Below are 16,629 nucleotides of genomic sequence, written 5' to 3'. Positions count from 1 at the left end.
GTGAGACTTGGCGGATATTCACAGGCAGAACAGCCCCGGTGATATGTTGATCACCAGGGCTGCTGTTATCTCCGTACTAAACCTCAATTAGCGCTGACAGTCGCTTGTAACAGCTCACAGGCTGAAGTTGCCGCCGGCTTCTTTTCGGGTCTGCTCCAGTACTGCTCGTTACCCGGAAGATCATCGAACCATTCCGCATCCTCAGGGCAATCAAGGATCATGAATTTGCCGTACTCCTGATCCCGGGACTGGTGATATTTGAGATAGGCTTTGCCTTGCTCGATAGCCAGAATCTCGATTTTGCCGGAGGAATGGCTCATGGAGAGACGGACTCTTTTGCCAAGGCCTGAAGTTCTCGCTTTGGCTTCTTCGACGATCCGGTATACCTGTTCAAGCGGCAGGACGAACTCACGGTTACCGGCAATCGGGCGGTTAATAAAGAAATAATATGGCGTTATTCCAGCCCAGGAGAGGCGGTCGAGCAGCTCACCCAGAACGGCCGGGTCATCATTAATTCCCTTAAGCACCGGCGTCTGATTGACGATAATGGCCCCGGCATCATGCAGATCTCTTACGGCCCGTTTGGCTTCAGGCGTAATCTCGCGGGGATGATTGATATGCGCCATGATATAGATCCGCTTCTCGACGGTAGAATGGGTGCGGATCAGCTCCAGCAGCTCGGGGTCCTGGGAAATCCGCATCGGGTTGAACACGGGCAGCTTAGAGCCGAGACGGATGATCTTGACATGCGGGATGGCCCGCAGGCTCTCAATGATGAACCGCAGCTTGGTGGTCGAGAGAATCAGGCTGTCGCCGCCTGTGAGCAGGACATTGTTGATCTCCGGATGGGCAGCGATGTACTTGATTCCGGCGGTAACATCCGAGGAGGCTTCCTTGACATCATTGCGGAACAGCCGTTTGCGGAAGCAGTAGCGGCAGTAGGCTCCGCAGACCTCGGAGACAATCAGGAGCGCAGTGGTCCGGTATTTATGCTGGCAGCCGTGAACCACATAGTTGGCTTCCTCATCGGATGCGTCCCATTCCCCATACTCCAGCAGCTCGCCCTCTCCGGGAACAACGAGCTTGCGGATGGGATCATCCGGGTCCTCCCAATTAATAAGGGACAGGTAATAGTCGTTTGCCCGGAATACGAACTTGTCCGTAATTTCTTTCAGTCTGGATCTTTCCGCCTCGGGCAGCATTTCCATTTTGTTAATGTCGGTTATGTAACGTACCTTTTGCACATGAATCTCTCCTTTGTTCTCATAATGGCGAGACATTGGGAGCCTTGATGTCAAAAAGCCAAACTGGCAGCCAGCAGGATCTCTCTTAAAAACACAAAAAGAGACCCTTAGCACAAGGGTCTCATGTTATAAGAAACATAAAAAAGCAGACCCATCCACTACTGACGAGGTTAGCTGACGGACTCGGGTAAGATGGTACCCTACATTGCATAGCTCAATGATTCGCCCCAATTGACTGGTTCCCCCGCTTTCCAGCTGGAAATACTGGAAATTAAGCGTAGTTCAAGTATAACCTGCAAAGTTTGCTGAAGTCAAAACTATTGATTTAATTTCAGGCCGGTAATAGAACCGGAAACATCCGTCAGGAGGAACAAGCCGGCAGATTCGTGGTATAGATCAGGGCGTGAGGTCTGTTCAGAGTACTCTATATGACCGCTATCGGGATTTAAGATGGACAGGCCATGAATCGCCCCCCATAATACGAGCTTACCGTGCACCTGTGCCATTTGGGCATGAGGGTAAAAGAGGCCTTCTATATCTGAAGTCAATCGGATTGCCGGCATTTTTAAGAAGAATTCCTTCCGCTCACCAGTTTTCACATCAAATAAAGCCAGTACCGGAGCGGATTTACCGTCACCATAAATCTCCAACTCGCCATCCTCTTCATCATACATTTCTGTCTCAATTTTGCCCCACACCGCGAAGGTATAATCATCTATCCAGGTTACGGGGTAGTCCCAGTCCTCCGTATACTCCCATATGTTATGTACAGTCGGCCCGTCTTCAGCCTCCCAGCAGTTAGACTTCCAGGATGGAAGATGCCAGGCACGGATGCTCCCGACAGGCTGCCAGATCCAGCCCGTGCTAATAATCCATTCTCCGTCTGGTGAAACATGCAGTTTGCCGAAGAAATAATCCAGGTAATGTTCCGTCGCCTGCTTGTCTTCGCTTTCGTATACCGGTGACTCACGGTCAGTCAGCAACGCACCGGTATCCATGTCGACCAGATCGAGTCTGTTCCATTCAGTACCCTTTATGAGGACGGTCCGGTGATCCAGTTCAGCAAATGCCAGAGGGAAAGTACATGTAGTATAATGGTAGTCATCCCGGGACAGCTTCATCACCTCTTGCAGGCTCTGCAGATCATAGACTGCGGCATGCTGGCCTAGCCGGTTGGAAATAGCCGCATACCGTTCGTCCTTAGAGAGAACGATTTGCTGCGGGTGCAGCGGATTAAATTCTGGAATATCCACTTGCAGCAGCTTGACCGCAAGCCCAGAATGCAGCTCAAGCCTCCATAACTCCCCTTCCTCATTCAGCACCAGTAAGGGTACCGCCTGCGTTTCTGTACTTTTTAACGCGTGCATGGCAATAACTACACCTGGATTTGGTACCAGTACCGGAAAGATAACACTTTCAAGCATAAATAGATACCTCCTCACGGCAGCAGAAATTATCTGTACTCTATATAGATTGAACTAAAAAAATTTAGAAAAAAGAGAGTTGGTGGCGGGGGGATATGTAGGGGCACTGTGACCTCCTGAGTTACAGAATGTTCACCATAGCAGGTAAATGGGTTGAATGTGCCCTCCATTAAGAAAAGCAGCCAGCCACGCAACGGTTATTCAAGGGACTAACATAGCGTTACGGACATGAGAGACGTTAAGCCTGCGGAAAGGTACCGGAGTGCCGGACCTTAAGGACATGAGCGCCGTTATTTCACCGGAAAAGTGGAGTTTGCCCATGAAAAGCCGCGGATAAGGGCCGTCGTGTCCGTAAGCCCTCCCCAATGACCTTTTTTGAGCGAATAAAGGCTGTGGCGTCCGTATGGATCAGCTTGGGAGTGTATTTGAACCAGACAGAGGGGATTGACCCTCTATAACCAGCTCCACCCTGAATACAACAGAATGAATTCCGGCCGTTCAGCAAGAAGCTCCTTGGGCATTCTTGTATCCTAAATCAACATATGGCTTTCCAGTTCAAGCTATATAGTCAACACCAGCATTCAGATCTATAATCACTGCAAGCCGCCTGACACATGTTCAGTGTCGGGGGATCAGCTCCTGAATACTGAATTTCTCCGCACCATTATCACTCTCCATCAATACCTCAATATCCGGGGCATACCGCACCAGCATCTCCCGGCAATTGCCGCAAGGAGGCAGAAGCACGCCACCTTCACTGCTCGTTCTCGCAGCTACAATCGTCTCAAATTCCCTTTCCCCTGCCGTAATAGCAGCCCCTATGGCAATAAACTCCGCACATGACCCATGGATCGAGTAGAGATTGACTCCGGTATAGATGTTACCGTTCTTGCAGCGTACCGCTGCCCCTACCGTATGGCGCTCGTTTACCAGATCGAAGTTACGGTCGATGGTTTCGCGGGCGGCCTGGATCAGCTCCCTATCTTTCTGTTCGACTTTCATTGTATGATTCTCCTTATGTATGTACTGCTGAAACTTCCTAAATTATACCAAAAAAACCCAGGCAGGCAGACATGAACAGATAAACACGGGGTTTACCTCATGCATGCCTGTTGCATAGGGTGTTCTGATTCACATATCAGCTATTAGTACAATGTATTCGCCGCATCAGAGGTGAAATGAACAATCTCACTGATTCTGCCGTCACGCACCTTGGCAGGCCACGCCGGATCGCTGATCAGGGCCCGTCCAACCGCTACAAGATCGAACTCTTCCCGTTCCAGTCTCTCCAGAAGGCGTTCAATATTATCTTCCTGGTTCTTCTCCGTTACCGGGCTTGGAAAAGCACTGTCAAGCCCAACTGAGCCGACAGTAATTACCGGCTTGCCGGTAATCTTCTTCGTCCAGCCGGCCAGATTAAGCTCAGAGCCTTCGAATTCCGGCTGCCAGAAGCGCCGCGTCGAGCAGTGGAAGATATCCACACCGGCATTGCTGAGCGGCGTCAGGAAGCGTTCCAGGTCTTCCGGGTTATCCACCAGCCGCGCATCATAATGGCCGCCCTTCCACTGTGAGAAGCGGAGCACTATCGGGAAGTCCGGACCGACTTCACGGCGGCAGGCATCAATGACCTCAACAGCGAAGGTTGTCCGTGCTTCGAGATCACCGCCGTACTCATCGGTGCGCCGGTTGGTCTTCTCCCAGAAGAACTGGTCAATCAGATACCCGTGTGCTCCATGGAGCTCTATACCGTCGAAGCCGATTGCCTTGGCTGCCTTCGCCGCTTGGGCAAAGGCGCCGACAATCCCTTGAATCTGCTCCCGGGTCATCGGCTCTGTAACCTGCTCGCCGGCCAGATTAAGACCGGAAGGCCCGATGGGAAGCGCTGTGCTATTAGGCAGATCGCCAATGCTGCGGGCCATACCGACATGCCACAGCTGCGGAATGATCTTCCCTCCCGCTGCATGGACTTCCTTCACCACCTGCGCCCATGCTTCTAGGGCAGCTTCGCCGTGAATATTCGGAATATTTGGGTGGCTGACCGCTGCCGGATGGTTAATCGCTGTCCCTTCGGTAACAATCAGGCCGACTCCGCCTTCTGCCCTGCGGCGGTAATATGCCGCCACTTCCGGACTGGCTACACCTCCGGGAGACTGCGCTCTTGTCATAGGTGCCATAACCACACGGTTATTCAGGGACAGGCCTCCACCCTGGAAAGGTTCAAATAATTTATCTGTCTTCATATTCAGCCTCCGATTCCTACTAGATTACTTTAAGTAAGCATAGTATGACTGTTATGAACGGTAAATGCAAATATGCATTTAGAAAATACTAACAAGCCGGACACCGCAGCATAGCTGCTAAGTCCGGCTTTACAATAGAATGATGAAATTACAAGTCCAGAACGCCGGCTTTCGGAGTTACACGGAAGGCTGCGGCCAGATCGGCCAGCTGCTGATCGGTGATTTTCTGTTTGATTTCGCGTCCGCCGATCAGGTTGTAGACAATTGCAGCCTTCTCGATCGTCTCTACCAGACCGAAGGTAGCGTCCATAGTGGCTCCGGTCACGAAGATCCCGTGCTGCGGCCAGATAACCACACGGTAATCCTTCATCTTGTCAGCGGTAGCACGCCCGATGTCACTGCTGCCCGGAACCATCCAAGGAATAACGCTGACGCCGTCCGGGAAGACAACCAGACATTCTGTGCACATTTCCCAGAGGGTCTTAGTGAACTTCAGCTCATCCAGATCATGGGTGAAGGTCATGGCAATTACATTCGTTGCATGGGTATGCAGTACAATGCGGTGGTTCGGATCTACCTTCAGACGCTCGATATGGCTCATGAAGTGGGAGGCAAGCTCGCTCGTTGGCACCGCATTGTTACGCAGTCCCCACAGCACTTCTACACTTTCGCCGCTATCGCTGACACGCAGCACGCCCAGATTCGCTTCCGGGTCTTTGATGACATTACGGAAATACTTGCCGGAGCCGGTAACGATGAAGAATTTGCCCGCCAGCTCAGTTACAGGAAACGTAAGGCTGATCGTACGCAGCGGCTCGCTGATGTTGATATATTTGGCTACTTCTTCTTCATCCAGCAGATAACTGACATTACCGCCATTCAGCTCATCCCAGCCGAGGGACCACATGTGGTGGGTGATTTCGGACATTTCCTGGATAAAAGGGGCTTCAACGCTTGCGATATAACCTTTGGTTTCAATAACAGAAGTACTCATTAGGTTGTCTCTCCTTCTATATGCACCGCTAGGTGCGTGGATACTTGTTGTTCTAAGCTCCAAACTTATCTGCCCGCCAGTACTTCCTGCTCGTAGCTCTTCACTTCAGCCAGCCACTGCTCGCGGACCGGAGTTCCCTGCGATGCACAGTAGTAATCCCAGACTGCGCCGAACGGATAGGATTTGAATTCTTCGACCAGGGCCAGGCGGGAAGTATAATCTCCGGCCAGCTCAATGGCGCGCAGCTCTTCTACCGGCTCCAGCATGGCGCGCAGCAGCGCTTTGATGGTGTTGCGTGTACCGATAACCCAAGCCGCCAGATGATTGATGCTGCCATCGAAGAAGTCAAGGCCGATATTCGTGCGCGGCAGCAGATCTCCGCGGACCAGCTCACGGGCAATTTCCAGCAGCTCATCATCCATCGTTACTACGTGGTCGCTGTCCCAGCGGACTGGTCTGCTGACATGCAGCAGTAGTTGCTCGCTGAACATCAGGATCGAGCTGAGCTTGTTCGAGATCACTTCAGTCGGGTGGAAATGTCCGGCATCAAGGCAGATTGCCTTGCCGCGGGTCAGTCCGTAGCCCATATAGAATTCATGGGAGCCGACAACATAGCTCTCAGAACCGATTCCGAACAGCTTGCTCTCAACGGCATCAATATTGTACTTCGGATCAATCTCTTCACTGAATACTTCGTCCAGCGCTTCCTTCAGACGCATACGCGGAGCCAGACGGTCTACAGGTGTATCCTTGTAACCGTCCGGGACCCAGAAGTTGGTTACGCAAGGCTGGCCCAGCTCACGGCCGAAATGCTCGGCAATTTTGCGGGAGGCCTTGCAGTGCCTGATCCAGAAATTGCGGATATCATCATCTGCATGGCTAAGGGTGAAACCGTCAGCCGCCTTCGGATGGGAGAAGCAGGTCGGGTTGAAATCAAGTCCAAGACCCTGCTCTTTAGCCCACTCTACCCAATTCGCGAAATGGCGCGGCTCCAGCTCATCCAGATCAACCTGCTCGTTCGTATCAGCATAAATAGCATGCAGATTAACTTTGTGTTTGCCCGGAATCAGGGACAGTGCTTTCTCCAGATCCTGGCGCAGCTCATCCGGAGTACCGGCCCGGCCGGGATAGCTGCCGGTTACCGCAATACCGCCGCTAAGCTCCTTATCTTTGAACAGGAAGCCCTGAACGTCATCACCTTGCCAGCAGTGCAGTGAAATTTTGATTCCGGCCAGCTTCTCCAGAACCTCATCTGTGTTAATTCCATGGGCTGCGTATAATTTCTTCGCTTCGTTATAGCTGTTAATGATGCTCTGATCCATGCTGTCGCCTCCTAAAAGTATTGTTGGCATACGCTTCTATGATTGAACTCGGCAGAACTCACTCTAAATGCATAAACCAAATAATCTATGTGCAAATTTACTATTTACGCTCATCCGCATTGAATGCGGCATGGAGCTTATCCCAGCGGACCAGCAGCTGATCCAGCTCTGGAACCGCCTGGGGCAGATACGATTTAATCGCAAAGGACGTGCCGATAATCCTCCGGGCTTCATGAATATCAGCCATACGTCCGGCCTTGATCATCTGCACGGCCAGATTGCCGAGCGCAGTCGATTCAGTCGGACCGGCCAGCACCTCTCTGCCGATGATATTAGCGGTCAGCTGGCACAGCAGTTCATTGTTGGCCCCGCCACCGACAATCTGCAGCACTTCGATCTTACGGCCGGTGAGCTCTTCAAGCTCAGCCAGATAGCTGCGGTAGGACAGTGCCAGACTGTCGAAGATACAGCGGGCTAATGCTCCCGGCGACTCCGGCACAGGCTGGCCGCTCTCCGCACAGGCCCGGCGGATCTCTTCTATCATATTATCAGGGTTCAGGAACCGGGGATGATTGCAGGGAATCAGACTGCGGAAGCCTTCGCATGCTCCGGCCTGTTCAGCCAATTCGGCGAAGCTGTATCTGCCTCCGTCCAGTCTCCGTACTTCCTGGATCAGCCACAGTCCCATAATGTTCTTCAGGAAACGGTAGGTACCATACGCGCCCCACTCGTTGGTATAATTGGCTGCCATAGCTTTACTGTCATTTACCGGGTGATCCAGCTCTACCCCAAGCAGCGACCAGGTGCCGCTGCTGATATATGCTGAGGAACGGTCCTTCTGTACAGGCACACCAAGCACGGCAGATGCCGTATCATGGGTAGCGGCGCAGATCAGGCGGCACTCAGGCAGATCATGCGTCTCCACCAGCTCCGGCGTAATGAAGCCGAGATCCTCTCCCGGCTCCGTCAGCGGGGCGAATTGCTCTCTCTTAAGATTCAGCAAATCCAGCAGGTCGGTATCGAAGTCCCGGGTTGCCAGGTTCAGCAGCTGCATTGTGGAGGCGTTGGTCACCTCATTAATCAGGCGTCCGCTAAGTCTGTAATAGAGATAATCCGGCACCATCAGAATCTGCTTGGCTGCAGCCAGCTCTTCACGGTTATGCGCATACAGCTGATATAGTGAATTGAAGGTTAATTGCTGGATGCCCGTCTTGGCATATACCTGCTCAGGTGAGATCAGCCTCCCGACCTCTTCCATTACTCCGTCTGTGCGGCGGTCACGGTAAGCATATACTTCCCTCATCCGTTTACCTTCAGCATCCAGCAATACATAATCCACTGCCCAGGTGTCAATACCCAGTGTACATTCGCTTATTCCGGCAATTTTGGCTTTATGAAGACCCTTAATAATTTCATTAAATAAATAATCAATATCCCAGAAGCAGGAGCCGTCCTGCTCGGTGAACCCGTTGCTGAACCGGTGAATCTCCTCCAGCGAGAGAATCCCGCCATCAAGGGTTCCGAGTACAAGCCGTCCGCTGGAGGCGCCGATATCGACGGCGATATGATTGTTCATGGGGAATCTCCTTATCTAATAGAAGTTAAATTAGAGAATTTTACGGAACAAGGCGATAACTTCTTCTTTGGTAGGAATGAACGGGTTGCCCGGAGCGCAGGCATCCTTCATCGCATTCTCCGCCAGCAAATCCAGATCCACTTCATCTACACCCAGCTCAGACAGCTTGGCAGGAATACCGACTTCCTTGGACAGCGCTTTAATGGATTCAATCACGAAATCTGCACATTCCTTATCGCTTTTGCCTTCAATCTGCAGGCCGATCGCTTTGGCAATCGCTCTGAATTTCTCAGGCACATATTTGGCATTCTCTTCTTCAACGTATGGCAGCAGCATTGCATTACATACGCCATGCGGCAGGTCATACACGCCGCCGAGCTGATGCGCCATCGCATGCACATAACCAAGTCCGGCATTGTTGAACGCCAGTCCGCCAAGGAAGATTGCATAGACCATCTGCTCACGCGCTTCAATGTCATGTCCGTCCGTAACCGTACGGGCCAGATTGCCGAAGATCAGTTCAACAGCCGCCAGCGCAGTGGCATCGGTTACAGGGTAAGCGCCAGGAGTGACCAGTGCTTCAATCGCATGCGTCAGCGCATCCATACCTGTAGCAGCCGTAAGTGCTGCAGGCTTATCGACCATCAGTTCAGGATCATTCACCGAGATGGTGGCGATACTGTTCTTGTCTACCATTACCATCTTGATCTTGCGTTCTTCATCCGTAATAACATAGTTGATTGTAACTTCACTTGAAGTGCCGGCAGTGGTGTTCACTGCTACAATCGGTAAGGATTTATTCTTGGATTTATGAACACCTTCGTAATCTGCAATGTAACCGCCGTTCGTAGCTACGATGCCGATTGCTTTGGCAGTATCCTGCGGGGAGCCGCCGCCGATAGAGATCAGATAGTCACATTCATGCGCATTCAGGAAATCAACGCCGTCATGGACATTTTTACAGGTCGGGTTAGGCTTCACTTCATCATATACCACATAGCTGATTCCCGCTTGATCCAGTACAGCCAGCAGCTTGCCGGCGATTCCGCTCTTCATCAGGAACTTGTCGGTTACGACGAGTGCTTTCTTCAGGTTCAGCTCTTGAATATAGGGAGCAATGTCCTGCAAACAGCCTTTACCCATAATGTTGATCGACGGAACATAATAGACGCGTGTACTCATTGATTAACCAGCCTCCCAGGCAAATTAGTATAACAACAATAATGGACTGCTAAGAATCTCTCTGATCCTGACGTAGATTCTGGCTGTGGCGCCTCAGGCTGGTCTCTCAATGAGGTTAAGCAGCAGACCGGCTCCGGCGCTCCCGTGAAGAATACGCTGCACTCCCCTTGAGCAGGAAATCCAGTGTTTCTTGCAGACAATTAGGAAGCTTGCAGCTTATCTGCGGTATTCCTTACTGTCACAAAGGCATGCGCTTTCAAAGAGATTATTAACATCCTCATCGTATCTCCATTAATCTTTGTTGTCAACAAATTAAATATAAATAATGTTGTTTTTATTTGTTTATTGTTTGTTTCGCGAAGATTAAACTATAATAAATGTGGGATATTAATATTTTTATTGTACAACACAGAAATTAGGGTCTATATTAAAATTAAAGCTATAAGCTGCCGGAAAGGTGATACCCATGCTTGCTGCCGAAAGACGCAAAAAAATAATAGAGCTTGTCCATCAGGATAAACGGGTGCTGGTGTCTGATTTGAGCAAGATGTTTGAGGTCACGGAAGAAACGATCCGCAGAGACCTGGAGAAGCTGGAGAAGGACGGCATTGTGAGCCGCACTTACGGCGGGGCCATGCTGAACAGGCATACCAACGAGGATCTGCCGTTCCTGACCCGCGGAGCGCTCAATACAGATATCAAACGGAATATAGCGATCAAAGCGCTTGATCTGATTAATGACGGGGATACGCTGATGGTTGACCCGAGTTCCACTTCCTTTGAATTCCTTAAGCTGCTGGGCAATAAAAGCAACCTGACGATCATCACGAATTCGATCAATATTCTGCATGAGTTCGCCAGCTCCAGCCTGAGCATTATCTCGACCGGCGGCTCACTGCGCCACCGCTCGCTCTCCCTCGTCGGACCTGTGGCCCATGAGACGATTGAGCGCTATAACGTCGACACCGCAGTAATCAGCTGCAAAGGGATTGATATGGAGCGCGGCGTGACAGATTCCAACGAGCCGGAATGTGAGCTGAAGAAGTATATGCTGCGCCAGGCCGAGAAGGTAGTGCTGCTGGCCGACCATACCAAGTTCGACAAAACCGCCTTCGCCAAGCTGGTCGAGCTGAACCGGGTCGATGTGCTGGTTACGGACCGCAAGCCGCCGGATGCCTGGCTGAACCTGCTCGCTAAGCAGAATATTGAAGTTTTGTACTAGGCGCCAAAGTCATTCGGGCTGAGGCTAACAAATAACAGCAAAAGGCAAAACCTTATCCCGTGGTCAGGAAAGAGGTTTTGCCTTTGTTGGTTTTGAGTTCCTTTATATGTTAAGCTAGCAGGAAAATATATGCTTTTCATAAAGGAGCGGATATGTTATGGGGAAAAAGAGAAAAACATTGCCGGCCGATTTTGATGAGCGGATCAAAACAAATGATATCGCAGTACTTCAGGAGATTCTTAATAAATGTGAATGGGATGCCCGCGGTGGTTACAGCAAAGGAACCGCACTCAGCTTCCGGCAAATCCCGGATGAACTGGTCCGCTGGCTCGTACAACAAGGTGCCGATATTGACGCCCGGGACACGTACCAGCGCACCCCTCTGCATGCCCAAGCTGCAACCTGGTCCGGTAATATCCCTTTATTCCTTGAGCTGGGTGCGGATCCGGAAGCCGTTGATTATCAGGATGAGACACCGCTGCATGCGGCAGCGGGTTATTACCGGACCCGGGCAATCCAGGACCTGGTCGCTCATGACGCAAATATCCATGCGGTGAGTAAACGGAAACAAACACCGCTCGCTAAGGGATTATCCCAATGCCGGAATATCGATATTACCCACATGGCAGGAATCGCAAAAATCATGCTGGATGCCGGAGCAGTAATCACGCCGGAGATGAAAGATTCGGTACGGCGGATCGGCAAGGATCTGGAATTTGTCAGAGCCAGCCACAATAACGAGGAGCTGGATAAAAAAGCCGCCGCCCTGCTGGAGCTCTACCGGCTGTTCGATGTCGAACCGGTAGCGAAGCAAATAAAGCATGACGGAAGCTCCCCCATCAAAGCTGCCGCTGCTGCATGGCCCGCCCAGCATCAGGAGCTATGGGATTTTCTCGTCCCGGCTTCAGGACACGCACAAACGGTACAAGGAGAGGTTATCCGTATCACTGGACGGGTATCCCATGAGATTCTGGACAACGGCGGAGGTAACTGGGATGACAATTACCGTGAAATGCTGGATGCGCTGCTCCGGTATATGTCCTCAGCTACGCCACTTTCTCATACGCTCCTACAGGAGGCAGAACTATTGGTATCCCGGCTGCGTAAAAAGGGTTACGGTAATGATGAGCCCGCAAGATTAAGCGAGCTGGCGGTGCAATGGGTAGCGGCCAATCCGCTGCCGGTGTCTATGGAACAGCCGGACTATAAACGCTGATTATGAAATAACTTTAATTTACGATGCCGTACCTTTGGATAGCATAATGTTCAGGATCGCCTGATCGGTCGCCGCAAGACCTTCCTGCACCAGGGTCTCCATATTCTTAATCGTATCTTCGACCTTCTCGAAGATTACGCCGTCGTTCAGACTCGGCGAAATATCGTTCATAGCCAGCGTGGCGGACTGGATGGCCGCGTTGGTCGCTGTCGAAATTTTCAGGGCGCAGGTCGGCTTGGCCCCGTCGCAGATCATTCCCGACGTAGAGGCTATTGTATTCTGAATGCTGTGTTTGATCTGCGTAAGCGTGCCGCCCATCAGATAGACAATTCCGCTGCCCGCCCCTACTCCGCCGGCAATTCCTGATCCACAAAGCGGTGACAGACGTCCGATATAATGCTTGACATGTATAGTAATCAGATTGCTGAGCGCCATCGCTCTGGCCAGCATTTCATCATCCTTGTCAAGCAACCTAGCCAGGGCAATAACCGGCATTGTGCAGGCAATCCCCTGATTCCCGCTGCCTGCAGTGGTCATCACCGGCATGGCACTGCCGTCCATCCGCGCATCAGAAGCCGCTGCTGTCGCCGCAATAATCATGTTCGCCACATCTCCCCCGAACAGATTAACGGCCGATTGCTGGCTCATTTTGCGGCCCACCTGCAGGCCATACTCCCCGCGCAGGCCTTCGTCCGAAATCGCCTTATTCATTACAGCCCCTTCCAGCAGGAAGCTCAGGTCAGAGAATGGGGCAGTCTGAACAAATTCATAAATTTCTTCCAGTGATACCGAATAAACCTCCGGGTCGAGAGTCCCCTTCTCCTCGCAATCCGCCTTGTCCTTCTTCGGTTCAAGCGGTATGCCGTCAAGAGCCAGATACACGATATTCGTATGCTCTTTAGCCAATATTGCAGTTGCTGTATGATTCTTTCCGGACACCCGGGCTTCAATATACAGTTTCTCCGGCGTATCCATCAGCTCTACGTCCAGCAGCTTCTGCTCAATGATTCCATTCGCCTTCGCCAGCTCCTCCGCAGTCAGTCCGGACAGAATCTCCAGCTTGCGGTGCGAGCGGCAGACCACCGCACCCAGCGCAGCTGCAATCGGCAGCCCGGTCTGCCCCGTGCCCGGAATGCCTACGCCCATAGCATTCTTGATTATATTGCCGCTGAGGAACAGCTTGATGCCTGTAATCTCCTCCGCCACCAGCTCAGCCGCGAGTGACACTGCATAGGCAACAGCTATCGGCTCCGTACAGCCTTCCGCCGGAACTATCTCTTTCTTCAGCACTTCCAATAGGTTAACCATCCAGTCATCACCATTCCCTCTATCTGTCTATAGCTATTCATATATAGTACATCAGATAGACTGCATGGGGGAATCCCTGATCAGAATCTGCCAGCGCTTCACGATACCTGTGGTACATCCTGCGGTACCGGCTGGCTGCCGATCCGGGAGAATCTTGAATTGAAGTAGAGCAGGACGATATTCGATACCAGCAGCGCACCGGCGGCAAAGAACCAGATGAAGGCATAGCCCAGATGCTCAGCCATCATTCCCAGCAGCAGCGTAATCAGGAACCCGGCCAGCGACTGAAGGGCAGACAGACCCGAGGTGAAGGTGGCCCGTTTGGACCCGGGAATAAAATCCTGTATCCAGACACCTGAGGATGACTTATCCATCCCGAGGCCGAATTCGAACAGCAGCAGTCCGGCAATGAAAATGATTTTATAGGGGAATAACCCGACCAGCAGCAGTCCGAGTGCCGAGATCAGCGTGCCGCTGATAATAATCCGGATGGACGCTACCCCTCTGCGGGCCAGATAAGAAACCAGGAAGCTTGCCGCGCTGATGACCGCCATGAACAGCACCAGCAGAATGCCGAGCGAATTCACGGGCAGCTTCAGCTGATTAACACCATATACCTGCCACGACAGCAGGAAAGCCAGCAGGGCCATATGGGTCAAGATGCTTCGCAAAAGGATAAACCGCATCTCGGCGCTGCGGATGAACTGGACCGAGCTGGCATAGACCTCCTTGGCAATGCTGCTCTCGGTTCTGCTGCCATAGTTGTCGGCAAAGCGGAGCCAGGCATATACGCCAAGGGCAGCAGCCAGCACCCCGGCTGCAGCAACCGGCAAATAGTAATGAATGCTGCTGCTCAAGGTGCCCAGCAATGCACCGACAATGGCGAACGCCGAGACGAACCCGCTGATCCGCGGCAGAGCGATTTTGGGATAATCGGCCATGCCCAGCTTCTCCATCTCATCGAAATACCAGGCCTGCGGGGAACCCGATATCAGCGCAATCCCCAGCGACATGACTACAGACGAGACGATGAATAACCCCAGGCCTCCAGCTGCAGCAAATATCCCCAGCCCCGCCCCCCAGATGATAAATCCCAGTGCCGTCATCCGTTTGCGGCCATAGAGATCGGACAAATTGCCGCTGGGATAATCAAAGACCGCCAGTGACAGCGAAGAGACGGCAAATACAATACTGATCTGAAAGGGATCAACGCCGCGCAGACTCATCAAAATGATAAACACCGCACCGTAAAGCTTGTCGGCCACATTATACCCCGACAAAAGAACGCCTAAAAATATACTGTACTTCCGGTGTAGCTGTACTTTGTCCACCTAGGCATCCCCTTTCATTACCCGCTGATTCCAGTCCGAGTTAATTATTGGGATTATATTATATTTACTTCCTTTTCTAAGTGAATTAATGCACAGTATCCCGGATTCTTTAGAACAGCAATCCTACAAGCTCATTAATCGGCTTATAGATAAATATGATGAGCAGCAGCGGGCTGGGCACCTCGATCTGCAGAACCGTGCAAATGGTCGCAGCCAGTCCGCAGATCCAAAGCACACCCGTAACGAGCAGGTCACGCCGTTTCGCCTTGCCCTTGAAGGAAGGCAGATCCAGCGCTGCACAAACTGCCGCAATGACAAGAAAAAAGACCACGATCAGCATCCGCATTCACTCCTTTATGTCTTCCAGAAAAGAATTATCAATCAGCCCAATCCGGTTGATCGTCACGCTGGCTTCATAATGGATAGGCAGCGACCGGAGATACCCCTCCCTATTCTGCTCCTGCAGCCTGGCCCAGGTTCCCGGACTGGTCCGGTAAATGGAGCGCCCGAAGCCAAAGATGTCAACGTTATAACGGCTGTTCACTTGCTCAACCACATCCTTCATCCTTTGAACGATTCTGTCCTCGGACTCCTCTTCAAGCGATCTGATTTTGCCCTCTGTATCCAGCTTATCCGCTCCCTCAACCTCCTCCACATTGCAGAAGGCTTCTGCCCTGAGATAAATATGCGGCTCTCCGTTAATAATTTTCACTTTCCGCTTCGTTTTGGCCTGCAATCCTTCAATGACTACAATGCTTCCGTCTTTATCTTTGAAATGACCTGTATTTTTAGTTACTTTATCCGTGATGTAGTTGTATCCGACGGTTTCCTCCTCATCCAGCCAGCCGATCAGCTTATCCTTCCTGAATACGGCCACGTCTTCATACCGGAGTCTGGCGCTTGGGGTGGTTTGTTCAATATTGCTTTTCTTGTCGCCGGCAGCAGCATCTCCTGTGACCTCCACTCCAGTCAAAACCGGGTTTATCCCCTCATAGAGCATATCTTCAATCAATGTGTCAAGCGTCACCGCAACCGTTCTGGCTGAAATCTTGTACGACTTATCCAGCGCATTAAATAATTTGTTGGCCGGCAGCCGGTCCAGCGGTGTAAGAACCTTCAGAATACTCTCAGCTGTCGTCTGTTTGGCTACCAATGTGTAAAAATCCATCCGCGGTTCACGGCTCCGCTTGAGTACATCCAGGGTTTCTCCAATTCCGCTCCGGGCCAGTTCCTCCCCTAGAACCAGTACCCGAATATGCCCGAAATAAGCGGTCCGTGAACTGATCAAATTGAACTTGCGGAGGGATTCGTAAATCGTTGGAACCTTGTATGAATAAGTTACTACCGGAACCCCGCCGCCACCTGCTCCCCCGGCGCTCTGGGAAGTGATGGAGGACGGGATGACCACCTGCATTGTCACCTTATAGCCGCTCTCAGCCTTATCCAGCCCGAGAGCCAGTACAAAAGCCAGTTCATTCAGCTCCTTCCTCTCCCAGCACCCGCTGAGCAGCACCGTTAGCAGCAGCAAGGGCAGGCATACCGACAGTGCCCGGGTTAATCTCCGGTTCAT

Annotated in this window: 14 protein-coding genes and 1 riboswitch; of the genes, 2 read left to right on the top strand and 12 right to left on the bottom strand. The window is 51.7% G+C overall.

Features of this window, described 5'->3' with window-relative positions; all coding sequences use genetic code 11:
* Positions 1-83: 83 nt before the first annotated feature.
* The 8 genes from LOS79_RS06500 to LOS79_RS06465 form a co-directional block, all read right to left on the bottom strand.
* On the bottom strand, positions 84-1,244 hold the full coding sequence (locus LOS79_RS06500) for a KamA family radical SAM protein (protein WP_315417163.1): 1,161 nt from the start codon (positions 1,242-1,244) through the stop codon (positions 84-86).
* A gap of 146 nt (positions 1,245-1,390) precedes the next feature.
* A riboswitch (cyclic di-AMP (ydaO/yuaA leader) is annotated at positions 1,391-1,532 on the bottom strand.
* Positions 1,533-1,561: 29 nt separating this feature from the next.
* Entirely contained in the window at positions 1,562-2,668 is a 1,107-nt protein-coding gene (locus tag LOS79_RS06495; RefSeq protein ID WP_315417162.1) for a hypothetical protein, read from the bottom strand.
* 618 nt (positions 2,669-3,286) lie between these two features.
* Positions 3,287-3,670, bottom strand: coding sequence for a cytidine/deoxycytidylate deaminase family protein (locus tag LOS79_RS06490; RefSeq protein ID WP_315417161.1), 384 nt, complete (start codon positions 3,668-3,670; stop codon positions 3,287-3,289).
* A gap of 143 nt (positions 3,671-3,813) precedes the next feature.
* Positions 3,814-4,908, bottom strand: coding sequence for an NADH:flavin oxidoreductase (locus LOS79_RS06485; RefSeq protein ID WP_315417159.1), 1,095 nt, complete (start codon positions 4,906-4,908; stop codon positions 3,814-3,816).
* 148 nt (positions 4,909-5,056) lie between these two features.
* Entirely contained in the window at positions 5,057-5,902 is an 846-nt protein-coding gene (rhaD, locus tag LOS79_RS06480) for a rhamnulose-1-phosphate aldolase (RefSeq protein ID WP_315417158.1), read from the bottom strand.
* Positions 5,903-5,967: 65 nt separating this feature from the next.
* Positions 5,968-7,224, bottom strand: a complete 1,257-nt coding sequence (gene rhaA, locus LOS79_RS06475) for an L-rhamnose isomerase (RefSeq protein WP_315417157.1) — start codon at positions 7,222-7,224, stop codon at positions 5,968-5,970.
* A 100-nt stretch (positions 7,225-7,324) separates the two neighbouring features.
* Positions 7,325-8,800, bottom strand: a complete 1,476-nt coding sequence (rhaB, locus tag LOS79_RS06470; protein WP_315417156.1) for a rhamnulokinase — start codon at positions 8,798-8,800, stop codon at positions 7,325-7,327.
* A 30-nt stretch (positions 8,801-8,830) separates the two neighbouring features.
* Positions 8,831-9,982: an iron-containing alcohol dehydrogenase gene (locus LOS79_RS06465; RefSeq protein WP_315417155.1), complete on the bottom strand. Its 1,152-nt coding sequence runs from the start codon at positions 9,980-9,982 to the stop codon at positions 8,831-8,833.
* Positions 9,983-10,448: 466 nt separating this feature from the next.
* Between LOS79_RS06465 and LOS79_RS06460 the strand changes: the two genes are divergently transcribed.
* Both LOS79_RS06460 and LOS79_RS06455 read left to right on the top strand, forming a co-directional pair.
* Entirely contained in the window at positions 10,449-11,204 is a 756-nt protein-coding gene (locus tag LOS79_RS06460; protein WP_315417154.1) for a DeoR/GlpR family DNA-binding transcription regulator, read from the top strand.
* Between the two features lie 157 nt (positions 11,205-11,361).
* Positions 11,362-12,420 carry an ankyrin repeat domain-containing protein gene (locus tag LOS79_RS06455; protein WP_315417153.1) on the top strand — a complete coding sequence of 353 codons (1,059 nt, stop codon included), beginning with the start codon at positions 11,362-11,364 and terminating at the stop codon, positions 12,418-12,420.
* An 18-nt stretch (positions 12,421-12,438) separates the two neighbouring features.
* Here LOS79_RS06455 and LOS79_RS06450 read toward each other — a convergent pair whose 3' ends face one another.
* The 4 genes from LOS79_RS06450 to LOS79_RS06435 all read right to left on the bottom strand — a co-directional run bounded on the left by LOS79_RS06450 (position 12,439) and on the right by LOS79_RS06435 (position 16,629).
* Positions 12,439-13,728 carry an L-cysteine desulfidase family protein gene (locus LOS79_RS06450; protein WP_315417152.1) on the bottom strand — a complete coding sequence of 430 codons (1,290 nt, stop codon included), beginning with the start codon at positions 13,726-13,728 and terminating at the stop codon, positions 12,439-12,441.
* Between the two features lie 98 nt (positions 13,729-13,826).
* On the bottom strand, positions 13,827-15,059 hold the full coding sequence (locus LOS79_RS06445) for an MFS transporter (RefSeq protein WP_315417151.1): 1,233 nt from the start codon (positions 15,057-15,059) through the stop codon (positions 13,827-13,829).
* A 109-nt stretch (positions 15,060-15,168) separates the two neighbouring features.
* The gene (locus LOS79_RS06440; RefSeq protein WP_315417149.1) at positions 15,169-15,399 is read right to left on the bottom strand and encodes a hypothetical protein; all 231 of its coding nucleotides are present in this window, start codon (positions 15,397-15,399) and stop codon (positions 15,169-15,171) included.
* A gap of 6 nt (positions 15,400-15,405) precedes the next feature.
* Positions 15,406-16,629, bottom strand: a complete 1,224-nt coding sequence (locus LOS79_RS06435; RefSeq protein WP_315417148.1) for a Ger(x)C family spore germination protein — start codon at positions 16,627-16,629, stop codon at positions 15,406-15,408.

The organism is Paenibacillus sp. MMS20-IR301 (genome assembly GCF_032302195.1).
In the GTDB taxonomy this organism is placed as follows: Bacteria; Bacillota; Bacilli; order Paenibacillales; family Paenibacillaceae; genus Paenibacillus_AQ.
This window is presented reverse-complemented; position numbering and strand designations above follow the sequence as displayed.

What these genes read in the sequence shown, in the direction of transcription:
- LOS79_RS06495 (WP_315417162.1), bottom strand. Translation starts at nt 2,668, where the DNA reads ATGCTTGAAAGTGTTATCTTTCCGGTACTGGTACCAAATCCAGGTGTA.
- LOS79_RS06490 (WP_315417161.1), bottom strand. Translation starts at nt 3,670, where the DNA reads ATGAAAGTCGAACAGAAAGATAGGGAGCTGATCCAGGCCGCCCGCGAA.
- LOS79_RS06485 (WP_315417159.1), bottom strand. Translation starts at nt 4,908, where the DNA reads ATGAAGACAGATAAATTATTTGAACCTTTCCAGGGTGGAGGCCTGTCC.
- rhaD (WP_315417158.1), bottom strand. Translation starts at nt 5,902, where the DNA reads ATGAGTACTTCTGTTATTGAAACCAAAGGTTATATCGCAAGCGTTGAA.
- rhaA (WP_315417157.1), bottom strand. Translation starts at nt 7,224, where the DNA reads ATGGATCAGAGCATCATTAACAGCTATAACGAAGCGAAGAAATTATAC.
- rhaB (WP_315417156.1), bottom strand. Translation starts at nt 8,800, where the DNA reads ATGAACAATCATATCGCCGTCGATATCGGCGCCTCCAGCGGACGGCTT.
- LOS79_RS06465 (WP_315417155.1), bottom strand. Translation starts at nt 9,982, where the DNA reads ATGAGTACACGCGTCTATTATGTTCCGTCGATCAACATTATGGGTAAA.
- LOS79_RS06460 (WP_315417154.1), top strand. Translation starts at nt 10,449, where the DNA reads ATGCTTGCTGCCGAAAGACGCAAAAAAATAATAGAGCTTGTCCATCAG.
- LOS79_RS06455 (WP_315417153.1), top strand. Translation starts at nt 11,362, where the DNA reads ATGGGGAAAAAGAGAAAAACATTGCCGGCCGATTTTGATGAGCGGATC.
- LOS79_RS06450 (WP_315417152.1), bottom strand. Translation starts at nt 13,728, where the DNA reads ATGGTTAACCTATTGGAAGTGCTGAAGAAAGAGATAGTTCCGGCGGAA.
- LOS79_RS06440 (WP_315417149.1), bottom strand. Translation starts at nt 15,399, where the DNA reads ATGCTGATCGTGGTCTTTTTTCTTGTCATTGCGGCAGTTTGTGCAGCG.
- LOS79_RS06435 (WP_315417148.1), bottom strand. Translation starts at nt 16,629, where the DNA reads ATGAACCGGAGATTAACCCGGGCACTGTCGGTATGCCTGCCCTTGCTG.